Annotated in this window: 14 protein-coding genes; 1 reads left to right on the forward strand and 13 read right to left on the reverse strand. The window is 72.8% G+C overall.

Features of this window, described 5'->3' with window-relative positions; genetic code table 11:
- Positions 1-50 precede the first annotated feature (50 nt).
- From AW274_RS07425 to AW274_RS07485, 13 genes are all read right to left on the reverse strand, one after another.
- Entirely contained in the window at positions 51-695 is a 645-nt protein-coding gene (locus AW274_RS07425) for an ABC transporter ATP-binding protein (protein ID WP_062430349.1), read from the reverse strand.
- The gene (locus tag AW274_RS07430; protein ID WP_062430350.1) at positions 682-1,614 is read right to left on the reverse strand and encodes an ABC transporter ATP-binding protein; all 933 of its coding nucleotides are present in this window, start codon (positions 1,612-1,614) and stop codon (positions 682-684) included. Before AW274_RS07430 ends, AW274_RS07425 begins: the two co-directional genes overlap by 14 nt.
- Entirely contained in the window at positions 1,611-2,429 is an 819-nt protein-coding gene (locus AW274_RS40060) for an ABC transporter permease (RefSeq protein WP_062430351.1), read from the reverse strand. Before AW274_RS40060 ends, AW274_RS07430 begins: the two co-directional genes overlap by 4 nt.
- Positions 2,429-3,412, reverse strand: a complete 984-nt coding sequence (locus AW274_RS07440; protein WP_062431759.1) for an ABC transporter permease — start codon at positions 3,410-3,412, stop codon at positions 2,429-2,431. Before AW274_RS07440 ends, AW274_RS40060 begins: the two co-directional genes overlap by 1 nt.
- Complete coding sequence (locus AW274_RS07445; RefSeq protein WP_062430352.1) at positions 3,409-4,959, reverse strand: ABC transporter substrate-binding protein; 1,551 nt, start codon at positions 4,957-4,959, stop codon at positions 3,409-3,411. Before AW274_RS07445 ends, AW274_RS07440 begins: the two co-directional genes overlap by 4 nt.
- 71 nt (positions 4,960-5,030) lie before the next feature.
- Positions 5,031-6,950: a molybdopterin biosynthesis protein gene (locus AW274_RS07450; protein ID WP_062430353.1), complete on the reverse strand. Its 1,920-nt coding sequence runs from the start codon at positions 6,948-6,950 to the stop codon at positions 5,031-5,033.
- Entirely contained in the window at positions 6,947-8,167 is a 1,221-nt protein-coding gene (locus tag AW274_RS07455; protein WP_062430354.1) for a molybdopterin molybdotransferase MoeA, read from the reverse strand. Before AW274_RS07455 ends, AW274_RS07450 begins: the two co-directional genes overlap by 4 nt.
- Entirely contained in the window at positions 8,164-9,903 is a 1,740-nt protein-coding gene (locus tag AW274_RS07460; RefSeq protein WP_062430355.1) for an NAD(P)H-dependent oxidoreductase subunit E, read from the reverse strand. The genes AW274_RS07455 and AW274_RS07460 overlap by 4 nt, the downstream gene beginning before the upstream one ends.
- Positions 9,900-12,788, reverse strand: coding sequence for a formate dehydrogenase subunit alpha (gene fdhF, locus AW274_RS07465; protein WP_062430356.1), 2,889 nt, complete (start codon positions 12,786-12,788; stop codon positions 9,900-9,902). Before fdhF ends, AW274_RS07460 begins: the two co-directional genes overlap by 4 nt.
- A 55-nt stretch (positions 12,789-12,843) precedes the next feature.
- A complete protein-coding gene (locus AW274_RS07470) occupies positions 12,844-14,643 on the reverse strand; it encodes an aldehyde ferredoxin oxidoreductase family protein (protein WP_062430357.1) in 1,800 nt (599 codons plus the stop codon).
- Positions 14,644-14,648: 5 nt separating this feature from the next.
- On the reverse strand, positions 14,649-15,494 hold the full coding sequence (locus tag AW274_RS07475; protein WP_062430358.1) for an NTP transferase domain-containing protein: 846 nt from the start codon (positions 15,492-15,494) through the stop codon (positions 14,649-14,651).
- 14 nt (positions 15,495-15,508) lie between these two features.
- Positions 15,509-16,108: a DUF1048 domain-containing protein gene (locus AW274_RS40065; protein WP_157519877.1), complete on the reverse strand. Its 600-nt coding sequence runs from the start codon at positions 16,106-16,108 to the stop codon at positions 15,509-15,511.
- The gene (locus AW274_RS07485) at positions 16,105-16,431 is read right to left on the reverse strand and encodes a PadR family transcriptional regulator (RefSeq protein WP_062430359.1); all 327 of its coding nucleotides are present in this window, start codon (positions 16,429-16,431) and stop codon (positions 16,105-16,107) included. Before AW274_RS07485 ends, AW274_RS40065 begins: the two co-directional genes overlap by 4 nt.
- 143 nt (positions 16,432-16,574) lie before the next feature.
- On the opposite strand from AW274_RS07485, the gene AW274_RS07490 reads away from it, so the two are divergent.
- A complete protein-coding gene (locus AW274_RS07490) occupies positions 16,575-18,365 on the forward strand; it encodes an endonuclease/exonuclease/phosphatase family protein (RefSeq protein WP_157519879.1) in 1,791 nt (596 codons plus the stop codon).
- Positions 18,366-18,404 lie beyond the last annotated feature (39 nt).

Raw genomic sequence — 18,404 nt, forward strand, 5'->3', positions numbered from 1 at the left:
GGCGTGCGACGGGAGAGCAACCAGTACATGAACGTCCGATTCGCGAAGATTCACCCCATACGCACGATGGGACCTTCGGACGGGCCGGTCCACCGGGTGAGCAGTTCGTCGTCGTGGGTGATGGCGAGGATCCCGGCGCCGGTCTCGGTCCGGTACGCCTCCAGCCGGGCGACCAGGTGCGCCTGGGTGGAGGCGTCGAGCATGGTGGTCATCTCGTCGCAGATCACGTAGCGGGGGCGCAGCGCGAGCGCGCGGGCGACGCAGGCGCGCTGGAGCTGCCCGTCGGAGACCTCGTGCGGACGGCGGACCAGCAGCTCGGGCGTCAGCCCCACCTCGTCGGCCAGGTCGGCGGCCGGGCCGGGCGGGCGGCCGGTGGCGTGGAAGGGCTCCTCGGCGATCTCCCGCAGGGTGAGCCGGGGGTCGACGGCGAGCCGGGGCTGCTGGAAGATCAGCGCGACCTTGGTGCGCAGGTCGCGGGCGGCCCGCTGCCGCCAGCGGCGGACCTCGGTCCCGTCGACGGTGAGCCGCCCGCCGTCGGGCCGCAACATCAGCGCGAGCACGCGGGCCAGCGTCGACTTGCCGCAGCCGCTCGGCCCGGCCAGCCCGGTGACGACGCCGGGGGCCACGGTCAGGTCGGCGTCGCGCAACACGCGCTGACGTCCGTAGGAGACGGCGATGCCGTCAGCGCGCAACATGGTGCTCCAGAGGGTGGTGACAGGCCACCGGCCCGGCCTCGGGCGACTCCGAGCAGGCGTCGGTGGATCGGGCGCAGCGGGGCCGGAACGCGCAGCCCTTGGGCAGGTCGGTGAGTTCGGGCGGCCGTCCGGGGATCGCGGTGAAGCTCCGGGACGGCAGCGCCTCCAGCAGCCCGGCCGCATAGGGGTGGCGTGGTCCGGCGAAGAACTCCGCCGCCGGGGCGTGCGAGACCACGCGGCTGGCGTACATGACCGCGATGTGGTCGGCGACCCGCTCGGCGGCGCGCAGGTCGTGCGTGATGAGCAGCACGGCGCGGCCGTCGTCGGCGAGCCGCCGCAGCTCGGCCATGGTGGCGTCGACGAGCGGACGGTCCAGGCCGCTGGTCGGCTCGTCGGCGACGATCAGCCACGGGTCGCCGGCCAGCGCGATGGCGTTGACGACCCGCTGGGCCATGCCGCCCGACAGCTGGTGCGGATAACGGTCGAGCTGGGCCGGGTCGAGGCCGGCCCGCGCGGCCAGTTCGTCAGCGGTGGCCGGGCTGCCCAGCTCCCGCAGGGCCTCGGCGAGCTGGGCGCGGGCGGTGCGCACCGGGGTGAGGTGGGCGGCCGGGCTCTGCGGCACGAGGCCGATCCGGCGGCCGCGCACGGTGCGGGCGAGCACCCGTTCCGGCGCGGCGATCAGGTCGAGGGGCGGCGCGTCGCCGGTCCGCAACCAGGCCGACCCGGTCACGGTGGCGTTGCCGGGCAGCAGTCCCATCAGCGCGTGCGCCATCACCGACTTGCCGCAGCCCGACTCGCCGACCAGGGCCAGGCACTCGCCCTGGCGGACCGCGAAGGAGGCGTCGCTCACCGCGTGCACGGTCGCGCCGGGCAGCCGGAACCGTACCGACAGGTTCTCGACGGTCAGGGAGGAGGTCACAACTGCAGCTCCGATCGGCGGCGCGGGTTGGCGCGGTCGCGCCAGTGCTGGACGAGCACCGAGATGGCCAACGTGGGCAGCAGGATGAACAGGCCGGGGAAGAGCGAGGCCCACCAGTTCCCGGCGAGCAGCGACCGCGCCCCGTCGTTGATCATGTTGCCCAGCGAGGCGAGGTGCGGGGGCAGGCCGAGGCCGAGGAAGCTGAGCGCGGTCTCGTGCCAGATGGCGTGCGGCACCATCAGCACCGACGCCAGCGCGATGTGCGGCAGCAGGTGCGGCAGGAAGTGCCGCCGCACGACGCGCAGCCGGCTCGACCCGCCGGAGATCGCCGCGTCCACGAACGGCCGGGCGCGCAGCGTGAGCACCTCCGAACGCACGATCCGGGCGGCGGTCGTCCAGTGCGTGAGCCCGACCGAGGCGACGACGGCGGTGGCGCTGGGTGAGAACAGCGCCACGATGAAGATGCCGAACAGCAGGTGCGGCACGGAGTTGAAGCCGTCCACCACCCGCATGATCACCCGGTCGGCCGCGCCGCCGAGCGCCCCGGCCGTGAGCCCGGCCACGGTCCCGACGGTGACCGACACCAGGGCCGCCACCAGCCCGATGAGCAGCGAGACGCGCAGCCCGTAGACGACCCGGAGCAGCACGTCGCGCCCCACCTCGTCGGTGCCGAAGGGATGCGCGAGAGACGGCCCCTGGTTGGCCGCGCGCAGGTCGACGAGCTGCTGGTCGAGCTGCGCCACGAGGGGCACCAGCAGCACGGCCAGCGCCAGCGCGACGAGCACCCCGGCGGCGATCCGTTCCGACGTCCGCATCAGCTCACCCCCAGAACCCGCACACGCGGATCGGCGATCACGTAGGCGCTGTCGGCGAGCAGGTTGCCGAGCACCACGGCGAGCGTGGCCAGCAGGGTGAGCGCGGCGAGCAGCGGGAAGTCGGCGGCCAGCGCGGCCTGCACCGACGCCGACGCCACCCCCGGCCACGAGAAGACGCTCTCCACCAGGATCGCGCCGGTGACCAGCTCGGGGATGCGCGCCCCGAGCAGCGTGATGAACGGCAACAACGCCGAGCGCAGCGCGTGCCGCACGATCACCGTGCGCTCCCGCAGACCGCGGGCCCGTGCGCCGAGCACGAAGTCCTCCCGCAGGGTGGCGATCAACGACTCGCGCACGAACAGCAGCAACCACGACGACTGCGAGAACGCCAGCACGGCCACCGGCAGGATCATGTGCCGCAGCACGTCTCCGGCCTCCAGCGTGGTGGCCGCCGGGTCGGTCAGCCCGCCCGGCGGCAACCATCTCAGCTGCACGGCGAACACCCAGATCACGATCAGCGCGACCCAGAACACCGGGGCCGCCTCGTTGGCGTAGGCGGTGCCGGAGATCAGCCGGTCGAGCCACGAGTCGCGCCGCCAGGCGGCCAGCGCGCCGACCGCGAGGCTGACCAGCAGCATGAGCACCAGCGCGCAGCTCACCGCGAGCAGGGTCCAGCCGATGCGCTCGCCGATCACCTCGGCGACCGGGCGGTGCATGCTGCGCGAGTCGCCGAGGTCGCCCTGTACGAGGTTGCCCAGCCAGGTCAGATACTGCTCGGCGACCGGCCGGTCGAGGCCCCAGTTCTCCCTGATCTGCGCCACGACCTCGGGGCTCGTGACGACCGCGCGGTCGCCGAGATACTGCCTGACGGGGTCGAACGGGGAAGCCTTGGCCAGCGCGAACATGCCCAGGGTCACGGCGAACAACAACGGCACGGTGAACACCAGCCGCCAGACCGCCATGCGGGCCAGCGCACGGGTCATGCCGCCGGCTTCCACTCGGCGAGGTTCCGGAACAGGCCGCCGGTCTCGTGCTCGTGCGCCTCGACCGACGGCGTGATGCCGGTCCACTTGCCGCGCACCACGTAGACGTGCTTGAGGTACACCAGGTACGCCCAGGCGGCGTCCTCACTGACCCGCTGCTGGAAGTCGTCGTACGCCTGCTTGCGCACGGCCGGGTCGGACTCCTCGCGGCCCTTCTCCAGGAGCGCGTCGACCTCGGGGGACTTGTAGTTGCCCGGGTTGAAGAAGCCCTGGCCGGCGTAGGACGAGTGGAACAGCTCGTAGTTGGTGTAGTCGGGGTCGAACGGCGTGCCGTAGCCCATGACCAGGGCGTCCTTGGCCATACGCGGCTCGATCGCGTCCCAGTCGAGGCCGGCCAGCTGGACGTCGACGCCGACCTTCTTGACGTCGGAGGCGACGGCCAGGGCGAGGTCCTTGCGCAGCGAGTCGCCCGCCGGATACATGAGGGTGAAGCTCGCGCGGGTGCCGTCCTTGGCCCGGACGCCGTCGTCGCCGACGCGCCAGCCCGCCTCGTCGAGCAGCTTGCCGGCCGCCGCCTGGTCGGGGGTGGCCGACCCGTCGATCGCGGGGTTGTGCCAGGTGGTGCCGGGCGCGACGGGCCCGAACGCGGGTTCGCCCGCTCCAGCCAGGATGGTGTCCACCATCGCCGAGCGGTCGAGCGCCAGGTTGACCGCCTTGCGGATCGCGGCGTCGCCGGTGACCGGGGTGCCGAACGGGAACATCACGCCCCGGTAGTCGGCGCTCGGCACCCGGTGCACGGTCAGATCGGGCTGGCCGTCGAACCGCGCGGCGGCCTTCGGCGGCAACACGGTCGCGTCGAACTCCCCGGCCGCCATCCGGGTGGCGCGCACGTTGTCGTCGGTGGCGTAGGCCATCACCAGCTGCTTGATCGCCGGTGCGCCGCCCCAGTACGCGGCGTTGGCCTTGAGCACGATCTTGTCGCCGGGCGTCCACGACACGAAGCTGAACGGCCCGGTGCCGATCGGCTGGGTGTCGGAGGCCCGGCCGGCCGGCACGATGCCCAGCGTGGCGCGCTGGAGGAACGGCGCGTAGGGGTACTTGAGGCGGAACACCACCGTCGTGGGGTCGGGCGCCTCCACCGACTCGATCGCCGCGAAGTCGCCGCGGATGCCGGAGTTGTTCTTCTCGTCGAGCACCGACTCATAGGTGTAGACGACGTCCTCGCTGGTCAGCGGGGTGCCGTCGTGGAACTTGACGTCCTTGCGCAGAGTGAAGGTGACCGTCGTGCCGTCGGTCTCGGGCAGTTTGTCGGCCAGCGCGGGCGTGAGCGTGAGGTCGGCGTTCCGGCTGACCAGCCCGTCGAACATCAACGAGCCGCCGGCGGAGCCGTAGCCCATGACGGGGTTGAGGGTCTCCGGCTCCGAGCTCATCCCGACGACGAACGTGTCGTCGGGCGAGCCGGGGGCCGTCGTCGGCGCGGCGCAGGCGGTGAGAGCGAGTGCGGCAATCAGGACGAGAGGTGCGAATCTGGCGCGAAAGGGCGTCATGGGAGCGAAGGTAAAGCGATCACCCTAGTTATTGCAAGTTTGTCGCAAGTACAGCAGATGACAAAAAGGGGTCAGCGAACGCGCCGCCCCGTCTCCGCGCAGGAGTAGCCCCCCAGCGCCTCGACCTCGGCGCGGAAGGCGGGCCGGTCGAGCAGCTCCCACAACGGGGCGAGCAGGTCGTCGGTCAGCGCGCCGGTACGCATCACCAGGTCGTAGGGCTCCTGGGCCACCGGCACGAAGTCAAGCCCGAAGGCGCGGGCGGCGGCGAGGATGCCCAGACCGGCGTCGGCGCGTCCGGCCGCGACGGCGGCGGCCACGGCCAGGTGGGTGTGCTCCTCGCGGGCGTAACCGGGCACCTCGGCCGGGTCGATGCCGAGGCGGGCGAGTTCGTGGTCGAGCAGCGCCCGCGTGCCCGCGCCGCGCTGCCGGTTGACGTAGCGCAGGCCGGGCCGGGTCAGGTCTTTGACGCCGTCGAGATCGAGCGGGTTGCCGGGCGCGACGATCAGCCCCTGGTCGCGGTGGACCAGCCGGACCACCGCGACGTCGGCGCCCGCCCCCAGCAGCCGGTCGACGTAGGGCAGCGTGTAGTCGCCGGTGACCGGGTCGAGCAGGTGTGACCCGGCGATGTGGCACAGGCCGTCGCGCAGCGCCACCAGGCCGCCGAGCGAGCCGACGTTCGACGACGCCAGGGTGATCAGCGGGTCGGCCGCGCGCAGCGCCGAGGCGGCCAGGTCGAGCACCAGGTCGTGGGAGCCGATCGCGACGATGGTGCGGCCGATCTCCGACAGGCCGCGCAGCAGTTCGACCCGCACCTGCTCCCCGGCGTGGTGGCCCTCGACGCCCGAGGGCACGACGAGCAGCCCGTCGGCCCTGACCAGCGAGGTGAGCACGCCCGCGCCCCGGGGCAGCGGGGTGGCGACGAGCCGGTCGTCGACCCGGCCCAGGCGCACCCTGACCCAGTCGTCCATGCCGATCGCCGAGGGCAGCTTCCTGGCCAGGTGGGCCGTGGTCGACGGGCGTTCGCGCGGCGCGGCGCCTTCGAGCTCGGCCAGCAGCGGGGCGGCGAAGATGTCGAACGTCAGGGCCGCGGAAACGGGGTAGCCGGGCACCCCGATCACGGGCGTCTCCCCGGCCGCGCCCAGCACGACCGGATGGCCGGGCCGCACCGCGACCCCGTGGACGGCGACGACCCCCGCCCCGGCGACCACGCGGGCGGTGTAGTCGTCGCGCCCGGCGCTGGAGCCCGCGATGAGCAGCACCAGATCGGCCTCGCGGGCGGCCTCCAGCAACACGGCGGTGATGGCCGCGGGGTCGTCGGGCACGATGCCGGTGACCCGCGCCTCGCAGCCCGCCTCCCGGGCCTGCGCGGCGAGCATCATCGAGTTGGTGTCGAGGATGTCGCCCGGAGCCAACTCCGCGCCGATCGGGCGGATCTCGTCGCCGGTCGGCACGATCACCACCCGCGGCGCGCGGCGTACGAGGAGATCGACGGCCCCGGCCGCCGCGGACGCGGCGACGTCGACCGGGCGCAGCCGATGGCCCTCGGGGAGCAGCAGCTCACCCGCGCTGATGTCCTCGCCGATCGACCTGACGTGCTGGTAGGGCGGCACGGCCGCCCGCACCTCCGCCTCTCCGGCAGGGGTGCGGTGGACGTGCTCGCGCATCACCACGGCGTCGTATCCGTCGGGCAGCGGGTCGCCGGTGTCGACGACCGCGAAGTCACCGGCGGCGAGGAGGACCGGGACGGTCTCGGACGCCCCGACGGTGTCGGCCGCGCGGACCGCGATGCCGTCCATGGCCGAGGAGTCGAACGCGGGCGAGGAGCGCAGCGCCCACACCGGCTCGGCCGTCACCCGGCCCACGGCCGCGCCGACCGGCACCCGGACCACGCCGACCCGGGCGGGACAACCCGCCGCCGCACGGGCCTCACGCCAGACGGACAGGGCCTGGGCCGAAGGGACGTCGGAGACGAAGGGACTTTCCGCGCTCATCCGTACAGGACTACCTCTACCTCGGTGCCCGCGCCGAGGCCGGTGGCCGGCTCGGGCACGATCACGTATCCGTCGGCACGAGTCAACACCGACAGCAGCGCCGACGGGCCGAAGATCGGCTCCGCCACGCCGTCGCGGACCGCCACCTGGACCACGTCGAGCCGCCCGGCCGCCGACGCCAGGTCACGCGACAACCGCGCCCGGGTGCCGGGCCTCGGCGGCGGGGTCTCGCACCCGCCGACGCGCCACACCAATGGCACGCCGACCTGCCCGAACACCACCAGCGCCGACAGCGGGTTGCCGGGCAGCCCGATGACCGGGACCCCGCCGCACTCGGCCAGCAGGGTGGGCTTGCCGGGCTTGATGGCGATGCCGTGGCACCAGACGTCGCCGAGGGCGGCCACCGCGCCGGCGGTCTCGTCGCGCGCCCCGACCGACGACCCCGCCGACACGACCACCAGGTCGGCGGCCGGCAGCAGCTCGGACAACCGGTCTTTCAGCGCGCCCGGCTCGTCGGGCACGATCCCGGCGATCACCGGCTCGCCGCCCGCCTCGGCGACCAGCCCGGCCAGCGCCGAGGCGGTGGCGTCGCGCACCTGCCCGGCGGTGAGCGCCTCGGTCTCGGGCGGCACCACCTCGTCGCCGGTGGAGACGATCGCCACCCGGGGCCGCCGGTGCACGGCGACCGTCGTCACCCCGGCGGCGGCGAGGAAGCCCAGGTCGGGAGCGCGCAGCGGCCGCCCGGCGGGCACCAGCACCCCACCCGCCGCCACGTCGTCGTCGGCCCGCACGACGCCGCCGCCGGGCGCGACGGGCCGGGTGACCTCGATCGTGCCGGGCATGGTCTCGGCGGTGTACTCGACCATGACCACGGCGTCGGCGCCCTCGGGGAGCACGCCCCCGGTCGGCATCGCGACGCACCCGCCCGGCCGCACCGCGACCGTGGGCGCGGCGCCCATCTGGACCGCGCCGACCAGGTCGAGGTAGGACGGCAGCCCGTCGGACGCGCCGTAGGTGTCGGCCGCCCGGACCGCGAAGCCGTCGACGGTCGAGCGGGCGAAGCCGGGCAGCGCGGCGGGCGTGGTGACCTCGGCGGCGGGCACCCGGTGCAGCGCCTCGGCCAGCGGCACCCGCTCCACCTGCGTACGGCGCGCGGGCCGGAAACCGGCCCGCACCTCGGCGAGCGTGCGGGCGGTGAAGAACTCCTTGCCGCTCATCGGTCGGGCTGCTCCGCCGACCCCTCGGGCCGGGGCTGCGGACGGGCCGCCGCGCCGCCCTTGTCGAGCCCGAGCACCGACACGACCGGCCCGAGCGCCACCTGGCCGAGCCCGCAGATCGACGTCTTGCGCATGGTCTCCTCCAGCTGGAGGATCCGGCCCCGCTGCGTGTCGTCGAGGGTCGACGACCCGGTGTCGAGGGCGCCGCGCAGCAGGTCGTGGGCCTTGGTCGAGCCGACCCGGCACGGCACGCACTTGCCGCACGACTCGTTGCGGAAGAACCGCAGCACGTTGGTCGAGGCGGCCAGCAGGTCGGTGCCCTCGGCCAGCACCACCATCGCGCCGGAGCCGAGCATGGTGCCCGCCTCGGCGAGGGTGCCGAAGTCGAGGGCCAGGTCGAGCTTGTCGGGCCCGATGAAGTTGGACGACGCCCCGCCCGGCTGCACCGCCCCCACCTCGGCCCCATCGAGCACGCCGCCCGCGAGGTCGATCAGCGCGCGCACGGTGGTGCCCATGGGCACGCAGTAGACGCCGGGGTTCTCGACGTGGCCCGAGACGGCGAAGAACTTCCAGCCGACCGACTCGCCCGCGCCCTGCGCGGCCCACCAATCGGCGCCGCGCCGCAGGATCACCGGCACGTCGGCGAAGGTCTCGACCGAGTTGATCAGGGTGGGCCGGCCGTGGAGGCCGTAGTTGCCGGGGAAGGGCGGCTTGTTGCGCGGCTCGCCTCGGTGGCCCTCCATACATTCGAGCAGCGCGGTCTCCTCGCCGAGGATGTAGCCCCCGGGCGAGACGAAGATGTCGAGGTCGAGGCGGCGGCCGCTGCCGCACGCGTTCTCGCCGAGGACGCCCGCCGCGCGCAGGGCCTCGATCTCGGCGTGCAGCACCCGCTCTTCCGGCCCGTATTCGTGCCGGATGAAGATCCAGCCCTGCTCGGCCCCGACCACGGCCATGCCGAGCAGCAGGCCCTCGATCACCAGGTGGGGCTGGTCGGTCAAGATCTGGCGGTCTTTGAAAGTGCCCGGCTCCGACTCGTCGGCGTTGCAGATGACGTATTTGACGCCGCCCGGCTCGGCCGCGCGCACCAGCCCCCACTTGCGGCCGGTGGGGAAGCCCGCGCCGCCCATGCCACGCAGCCCCGACGCCTCCAGCGTCGCCACCACGCCCTCGGCGCTCAGTTCGCCCGACAGCAGGGCGCGCAGGCTGGCGTAACGCCCGGAGACGCCGGAACCGGCCGGGTAGGGGTCGTTGGGCCAGGGCTCGGCGCGGCCCGTCACGGCGGCCTCGCCGAGCGAGGAGTCGCGGGCGGCCGACACGAGCGCGTCGACGTCGGCGACCGGGGCCGGGACCTCGTTGACGGCCAGCGCCGGGGCGCTGTCGCAGCGGCCCAGGCAGGAGACCTCGGTGAGCTCGATCTCGGTGTCGTCGCCGTAGCGGGCCTTCACCTCGGCGATCCGGTCGTCGGCCGACCGCAACCAGCACGACAGGTCGTGGCAGACGTTGACGGCCACCTTGGCGGGCGGGGTGGTGCGGAAGTGGGGATAGAACGAGATCAGGCCCTCGATCTCGTAGAGCGGGCGGCGCATGGTGCGGCCCAGCTCCTCGAGCTCCTCGCGCGGCAGCCAGCCGAGCCGGGCCTGGATGGCGTTGAGCGCCGGGATCAGCGACGGGCCGGGGAACTTCCCGGCCCGCGCCTCGACGCCGGGCACCCGGGAACCCTGGAAACTGAGTGTCATTTCGCAGCCTCGACCTGGATCGCGCAGAACTTGAACTCGGGGATCTTTCCGTGGGGGTCGATCTCGTCGATCGTCAGCAGGTTGGCCGCCGCCTCACGGAAGTGGAACGGGATGAAGCAGTTGCCGAGCTGCTCGCGGTGGGAGATGCGCACCTGCAGCTCGATGACGCCGCGACGCGACCTGACGCGGGCCATCTGGCCGTGGGCCAGCCCCCGGTCGGCGGCGTCCTTCGGGTGCATGTAGACCTCGGCGATCGGCGAGATCGAGTCGAGCGCGAACGACCGCCGGGTCATCGACCCGGTGTGCCAGTGTTCGAGCAGCCGGCCGGTGTTGAGCACCAGCGGATAGTCGGCGTCGGGCAGCTCCTTGGCCGGGAGCCACTGCGCCGGCACCAGGTGGGCGAGGCCGTCGTCGGTGTTGAAGCGCTCGTCGAACAGGACCACGGTCCCGTCGGAGTGCTCGGGGTCGGCGTTGGGGTAGAGCTTCCCGGTCAGCCCCAGGTTGTCGTGGCGCAGGTTCCGGTAGGACGGCATCAGCGCCACCATCTCGTCGAACACCTCGCTGGGCGAGGAGTAGGACCAGTCGAGGCCGATGCGCCGGGCGATGTCCTGGACGATCTCCCAGTCGACGCGGGCCTGCCCCGGCGGGTCCATCACCTTGCGGCCGAGCTGCACCCGCCGGTCGGTGTTGGTGTAGCTGCCGTCTTTCTCCAGGTAGGACGACGCGGGCAGGATGACGTCGGCGAACTCGGCCGTCTCGGTCATGAAGATGTCCTGGACGACCAGGAACTCCAGCTGCGAGAGCGCCTTGCGCACCTTGTTGATGTTGGGGTCGGACAGGAACGGGTTCTCGCCCAGCATGTACATCCCGCGCACGCCGCCCGGCTTCAGCACCGACCCGATGATCTCGGTGACGGTCAGGCCCCGGTTGGGGTCGAGCTCGGCGCCCCAGGCCTCCTCGAACCGCCGGCGGGTGGCCTCGCGGTCGACCCCCTGGTAGTCGGGATAGAACATCGGGATCAGCCCGGCGTCGGAGGCGCCCTGGACGTTGTTCTGCCCGCGCAGCGGGTGGAGCCCGGTGCCGGGACGGCCGACGTTGCCGGTGATCGAGCACATCGCGATCAGGCAGCGGGCGTTGTCGGTGCCGGTGGTGTGCTGGGAGATGCCCATGCCCCAGTAGATGACCCCGGCCTTGGCCTCGCCCCACACGCGGGCGACCTGGCGGATCAGGTCGGCGTCGACGCCGGTGATCTGCGCGCCGCGCTCCGGCGGGTAGTCGTTGACGGTGCGGACCAGCTCTTCGAAGTTCGACACCCGGGCCTTGATGAACTCGAGGTCGATCAGGCCGAGCCTGATCACCTCGTGCATGACCGAGTTGTAGAACGCCACGTCGGTGCCGGGCTTGACCTGGCAGTGGAAGTCGGCGTGCTCCGACACCGTGCTGGCGCGCGGGTCGACGTAGATGATCTTCGTGCCGCGGCGGCGGGCCTGCTTGAAGAAGGAGCTGGCGACGGGGTGGTTGGCCGTCGGGTTCGAGCCCGTGATGATCACGACGTCGGCGTTGGCGACGTCGCCGTAGGTGGTCGAGACCGCGCCGGAGCCGACGCCCTCGAACAGCGCGGCCACCGACGAGGCGTGGCAGAGCCGGGTGCAGTGGTCGATGTTGTTGGTGCCGAAGCCCGCCCTGATCAGCTTCTGGAAGAGGTAGGCCTCCTCGTTGGAGCACTTCGCGGAGCCGAACCCGGCGATCGCGCCGGCGCCCTGCTCGCGGTGGATCTCGGTGAGCCGCCGGGCGACGAGGTCGAGCGCCTCCTCCCAGGTGGCCTCGCGGAAGTGCGGCAGCACCTCGTCGTAGTCGACCAGGCCGCCGGGCTTGCGCCGGCCGTCTTTGCCGTTCTTGCTCAGCTTCCCGCCGCGCCGCCCGCGCTCCCGCTCGCCGTCGCCGCGTACGTCGGCCGACAGCGGGCCCTTGGGGTAGGACGACTCGATGCGGATCAGGGGGGTGGTCAGGCGCTGGGGCGAGGCCGCGTAGTCCCAGCCGTAGCGGCCCTTCACGCACAGGCGGCCCTTCGAGCCGGGCTGGTCGCGGCCCTCGGCGAAGGCGATCGCGCCGCGCGACCGGTCGACGTAGTAGGTGAGCGCGCACCCGACGCCGCAGTAGGGGCAGACGCTGTCGACCGCGTCGAGCTCCTCGCGCGGCCGGATCGGCACGTCGTTGATCGGCTTGTTGGTCAGCGCGCCCGTGGGACACGCCTGCACGCACTCGCCGCAGGTCACGCACGAGCTGGCGCCCATCGGGTCGTTGAGGTCGAACGCGATCTTCGTCGAGTAGCCCTTGCCCGACCGGCCGATGACGTCGTTGCCCTGGACGTCGTCGCACGCCCGCACGCAGCGGTCGCAGAGGATGCACGCGTCGTGGTCGACGGCGATCACCGGGTTGGACAGGTCGAGGCCCCGGCCCGAGCCGCACGGCAGGTCGGTGGTCTCCTTGGCGACGTCGAACCGGTCGGCGAGGCCGAGGAGCAGGTTGTCGCCGGTCGTGGTCTGCTTCGGGTCTTCGGCGCGCGGCGGCTGGTCGGAGATCAGCAGCTCGGTCAGCACGGCCCGGCTGCGCTCCAGCTCGGGGGTGGTGGTCTTGACCTGCATGCCGTCGTCGCACGGACGCACGCAGGCGGCGGCGAAGGCCCGCCCGCCGGTGTCGACCACGCACATGCGGCACACCCCGACGGGGTCGAAACGCTCGTCGTGGCACAACACCGGGATGTCGATGTCGAGTCGCTTGGCGGCGTCGTAGATGGTGGTGCCCTCGGGCACGGTCACGGCGCGGCCGTCGATTTCGACGGACACCGTCCGTACGGACGTCGCCGGCTCCTCGAGAATCGTCATCTCAACCTCACGCGTGGAGCGATTGATGGAATACAGTATACGACATACGACTACGCTATAAGTCGAGCAGCAGGTCGGAACTGCCGCTCACGACCCGTCCCTCCCGGTCGAAGCCGCGCGCGGCGTAGTAAGTGTCGATCATCGACCGCAGGCGGTCGGCGTCCAGGGTGGCCTGACGGCCCGAGCCGAGCTGGAGGGGCGTCTCCAGCATCCGGGCGGGCAGTGTGTCGTCGGCCGCGGTGGCCCCTTCTCGCAGGTTGAAGGCGCGTTTCGCCACGACGATGCGCCGCGCGGTCTCCCGCAGTTCGGCGGCGTCGACCGGCCAGCCGGTGACCAGCGCCAGCAGCTTGGCCCACTCGGTGAAGGGCTCCTCGAAGACGCCGCGCAGGAACTTGCACAGGATCATCGAGTCCATGATCGCCGCGCGGTCTTCGGTCTCGACCGCCGCGGCGACGTGGGCGGCGCCGCCCGCCAGCCGGTCGAGCTCGCCCGACAGGTCGGCCTCGTAGGCGCCCGACCGGTTGTGGTCGGCGCCCCTGGCGTTCACCGCGAGCCCGAGCGCCATCGCCTGCAGGCTGCGCGGCTCGTAGCCGGGCAGCTCCAGGCCCTTGACCTGGGGCGCGAAGTCGATCGAACCGTGCCCGACCACGGCGGCGGCCCGCCGCGAGCCCTGCGCGAGCAGCTCGCCGAGGCCGGGCGACCGCGCCCCGATCGCGTCGAGCGCGCGCAGCAGCGCCGCGCCGTCGCCGAACCGCAACCACGGCTCGTCGAGCAGGCCGCGTTCGACGCACTCCATGGCCCAGGCGATGGTGCCGCCCGCCGAGATGGTGTCGACGCCCAGCTCGTCGCAGCGGGCGCTGGCGGCGAACACCTCGTCGGGGTCGGACACGCCGCACAGCGGGCCGAGCGCGAAGACGTTCTCGTACTCCATCCGCTGGCTGCCGCCGCCCTTGCGCGAGTAGATGTGCTCGCAGCCGATGGAGCACGACGCGCAGCTGTTGCGGGCCACCCCGCGCAGTTCGTGCAGCTCCTCGGCGGCCAGCCGGGGCGCGCCCTCGAAGGTCGCCGCGGTGAAGTTGCGGGTGGGCAGGGTGCTGACGGCGTTGAAGGCCAGCAGGTTGGCCAGCGTGCCGAGCTCGCGGTACTTCGCCGTGGCCGGGCCGAAGCTGCGCCGCCGCAGGTCGCGGGCGGCGGCCAGGACGCCCGGCTGGTCGGCGACGGCCACCTTGGTCGCGGCTCTGACCAGCACGGCCTTGATGTTCTTGGCGCCCATCGTCGCGCCCAGGCCGCCCCGTCCGGCGTGCCGGCCGTCGTGGCTGATGGTCGAGTACCGCACCAGGCGCTCCCCCGCCGGGCCGATGGCCGCAGTACGCCAGTTGCGGCCGAAGCGGGCCCGCGCGGCGGTCTCGGCCTCGGCGGCGGTCAGCCCGGCGAGCTCGGGCGCGGGTTCGAGCCGCACGCCGTCGCCGTCGATCAGCAGCACCGAGAGCTCGTCGGCCCGCCCCCGGATCACCAGCGCGTCGTGCCCGGTCAGCTTGCCCGCGATGGCGAACTGGCTGGACGCCAGGGCGTCGGTCAGCAGCCCGGTCAGCGGCGACTTGGCCACCACGGCGAACTTGGCGCTGGTCGTCAGCGGGGTGCCGACCAGCGAGGAGAAGACGAAGGCCAGCGGGGCCTCGGGCGCGAGGGGGTCGACCCCGGCGGGGGCCAGCCGGTGGAGCAACCAGGTGCCGAGCCCGACCCCGCCCAGGTAGGCGCGCAGCACCCGCTCGTCGAGCTCGTAGGGCGCGCCGACGGCGGCGCGGCCGTCGACGTCCACGATCAGGGCCCGTCCGAAGAATCCACCAGGCGTCATCGCGCTCACCCTCCGGCGTCCGCGGACAGGAAGGCGACGGTGTCGCCCGCCACCAGGGGCAGCCGTTCGTCGCGGGTCACCTGGTCGCCGTTGAGCGCGGCCACGATGTGGCGGTCGAGGGTGAGCCCGGCCGCGCTCGCGGCGGCTCCCAGGGTCGCGGCCCGGACGGCGCGCGGCCGGTGGCCGCCGTTGCGCGCCAGCGCGCCGAAGCACTCCACCGTGATCTCGGGCTCCGGCCGCTCGCGGGCCGCCGTGTAGTCGTCGGGGGAGTTGACGTTCACCACCGAATCGAGCGCCGGGTCGCGGCGCGCCAGCTCGGCGTCGGCCAGCAGCGCCGCGTCGTCGAGCTGGACGACCTCGCAGTGCTTGAAGAGCATCCCGGGCCGCAGGTCGCCCTCGGCGAGCAGATCCCTGACCAGCCCGGCCAGGGTGGTGCGGTATCCGGCGGCCAGCGGCTGCCGGAACCCCCGCGCCACCGGGAGCGCGACGTCGGTTCCCTCAGGCAGGGCCCGCAACACGCGGCGGACGAAGGCGGGGTGCAGGAACGGCATGTCGGTGGAGCACACGAAGGCCGTCTCGGCCCGGTCGGCCACCGCCGCGAGCCCCACGGCCAGCCCCTGCATGGGCCCGAGGCCCTCGACGGGATCTTCGACGACGGTGACGGCCGGGGGCAGCGGCGGCAACTCCTGCCCGGGAGCGGCCACCACGACGACCGGTCCGTCGACCGTCCGGGCGAGCACGGCGGCGGCCCGGTAGAGCAGGGTCGAGCCGTGCCACTCCAGCCAGGCTTTGGGCTGTCCCATTCGGGTGGAACGTCCGCCCGCAAGCACAATGCCCGCAGTTGTCCCCATGTCCGAATGTTAGGTCACGCGGAGGCGGGCGGGTCCTCGATGAGATCGTCGCAGAAGGCCGCCACGTCGGTTCCGACGAGCTCCCGCACCCCTTTGCCGTCGGCCGCGCCCTCCTCGAAGAAGTCGAGCACGCCGGCGAGCAGCTCGGCCGACCCGACCTTGAAGAGGTAGCGCTCCATCTCCCGGTAGACGATCCGGTAGTCGGGCGGCAGGGCCTTGATCCGCGCGAGGTACGCCCGCCACTGCCGCTTGCCTTCGATGGCGTCCCGGAAGCGCAGTTTCCTGGCCACTTTCCTGTTCAGCCGCGCCCGCCACCGGTCGCGGAAGCTCCGGGCCCCCTGGCCGTCGGCCAGCGCCGCGCAGAAGCCGGGGACGTCGTCGCCCAGCACCTCCCGGATGGTCCGCCCGTCGGCCGCGGTCTCTTCGAGCAGCCCCAGCGCGCCGTCGAGGATCGGCATCAGGTTCCGGCCGGTGAAGTCTCCGTAGGGGAAGAGACCGTTCTGGATCTGCGCCCAGGCCGCCCGGAAGTCGGGCGGCAGCTTCTCGGCGCGGGCCTCGAACGCCTTCCAGTCACGGGTCATGTCGTTGCCCGTCATGGTGTCCCAGAGGTTCATCTCCCGCCTTCCCTGAGCTTCTCGATGCGCTCGGTGACGTACTCCCATTTCGCCCAGAAGGTCGCGAGCTCCCGGCGGCCGGCTTCGTTGAGGGCGTAGAACTTGCGGGGCGGGCCCTTGCCCGACGGCCGTTTCGCCACCTGGACCAGCCCGTTCTTCTCCAGCCGCAGCAGGATGGTGTAGACCGTGCCCTCGACGACGTCGGCGAAGCCGAGGTCGTTCAGGCGGCGCGTGATGGCGTAGCCGTAGGTCTCCTCGGTGCCGATGATCTCCAGCACGCACCCTTCGAGCGTGCCCTTCATCATCTCCGTCAGGTCGTCCATCGCACCTCCTCAGTACTCAGTGCCACCGAGTACCACTACACGGTACCACGGAGTAGCGGGGCCGCCCAGTGTTGGGCCGTGGTTCGGTTCGAGGCGACCGCGATGTCACCCGGCGGGCACGCCGGATGCGGACGATCACGGTCATGCGCAGGCTTCTCGCCCTGGTCCTGGCCGTCGCGGCCGTCTCCCTGACCGTCCAGCCCGCCCACGCCGCCGACGGGACCCTGACGGTCGCGTCGGCGTCCGTCGTGGTCGGCTCGGACCTCCGTTTCAGCTACGCCACCTCCCGGCCCGACTCCGCCAACTGGGTCGGCCTGTACGCCGACCCCGGCAACGGCCCCGTCGGCGAGACCTACGTCGGCCCGTCGATCAAGTGGGTCTACGCCCCCTCGGCCGGCGGCACCGGCACCCTGCCGACGTCAGGTCTGGCCGCCGGGAACTACCAGCTCTTCTTCCTGTACGACGACGGCTACACCTGGCTCGCCGACCCCGTCTCCGTGCGGCTGACCGCCCCCGCGTCGGGCGCCCTGACGCTCGCCTCCACCACGGTGACCTCGGGCGACCCGATCCGGCTCGGCTACACGACGTCCAGGCCGAACAGCAAGAACTGGGTCGGCCTCTACCGGAACCCCGGCAACGGCCCGGTCAACCAGACTCAGGTGGGGGCCTCGCTGACCTGGGCGTACACCCCCGGCTCCAGCGGCTCGGCCACGCTGGCGACCGCCGGGCTGAGCGCGGGCGACTACATCGTCTACTACCTCTACAACGACGGGTACACCTGGCTCGCCCCGCCCGTCACGCTGCGGATCACCAGTGACGCCGCGCCGCGGTTCCCGGCCTCGGCGTTCACGCTGCGCAACGCCAAGGTCGGCAGCGCCTACTCGGCGACGGTCGGCGGGCTCGTCCAGGGCGCTTCCTTCACGAAGACCTCCGGTCCGGCGTGGGCGTCGGTGTCGTCGTCGGGCGTCGTGAGCGGCACGCCGACCTCGGCCGGTGACGCCGTCGTCGGGATCAGGGCCACCACGAGCACCGGCACCGCGGACGCGACCGTGACGATCCGCGTCCAGTCGGGCGTGCTGGTGCCGCAGTTCAGGGCGCTGAGCTGGAACCTGTGGCACGGCGGCACCCAGGTGGCGGGCGGGCTGGAGAAGCAGCTGAGGTTCCTGCTCGAACGCGACATCGACGTCGTCGGCATCCAGGAGAACCAGGGCTCGGCCGCGCAGACCCTCGCGGCGGCGCTCGGGTGGTCGTACTTCCAGAACTCCGACACCGCGGTGCTCAGCCGCTACCCGATCACCGGCACCACGCCGACCGTCGCGGGCAGCGCCGTCGCCGCCAAGATCGACCTGGGCGCGCGTTCGCTCCGGCTCTGGAGCGCCCACCTCGGGTACACCCCCTACGGCCCCTACGACGCCTGCTTCGGCCGGATGAGCGTCCAGCAGCTCATGAACCGTGAGGCCAGTTCGGGTCGTACCGGGCAGATCACCTCGATCATCAGCGCCATGTCCGGCGACCTCGCCGCCTCGGCGACCACCCCGGTCCTGCTGACCGGCGACTTCAACGCCCCTTCCCACCTCGACTGGACGTCGGCCGCCTCCCGGTGCGGCTACGGCCCGGTCGCCTGGCCCACCTCGACGGCCCCGGCGAACGCGGGCCTCGTCGACTCCTACCGCCAGGCCAACCCGAACCCGGCGACCCACCCGGGCGCCACCTGGTCGCCGGTCTTCAAAACCTTCACCGGCGGCTACGGCTACGACTCCCACACCGGCGAGCCGGAACCCCAGGACCGCATCGACTTCATCCACTACCGGGGGCCGCTGACCGTCGTGTCGTCGGAGGCGGTCTGGGAGGGCACGCCCTCGCAGGGCAACCCCTCGGCCAACGCCTGGACCTCCGACCACGCCGCCGTGCTGACCGTCTTCCGGCTGAACTGAGCGGCGCGTTCAGTCCCCGTCCAGTCCGCGTTCGTACAT

This window comes from Herbidospora daliensis, assembly GCF_001570585.1.
Lineage (GTDB): Bacteria > Actinomycetota > Actinomycetes > Streptosporangiales > Streptosporangiaceae > Herbidospora > Herbidospora daliensis.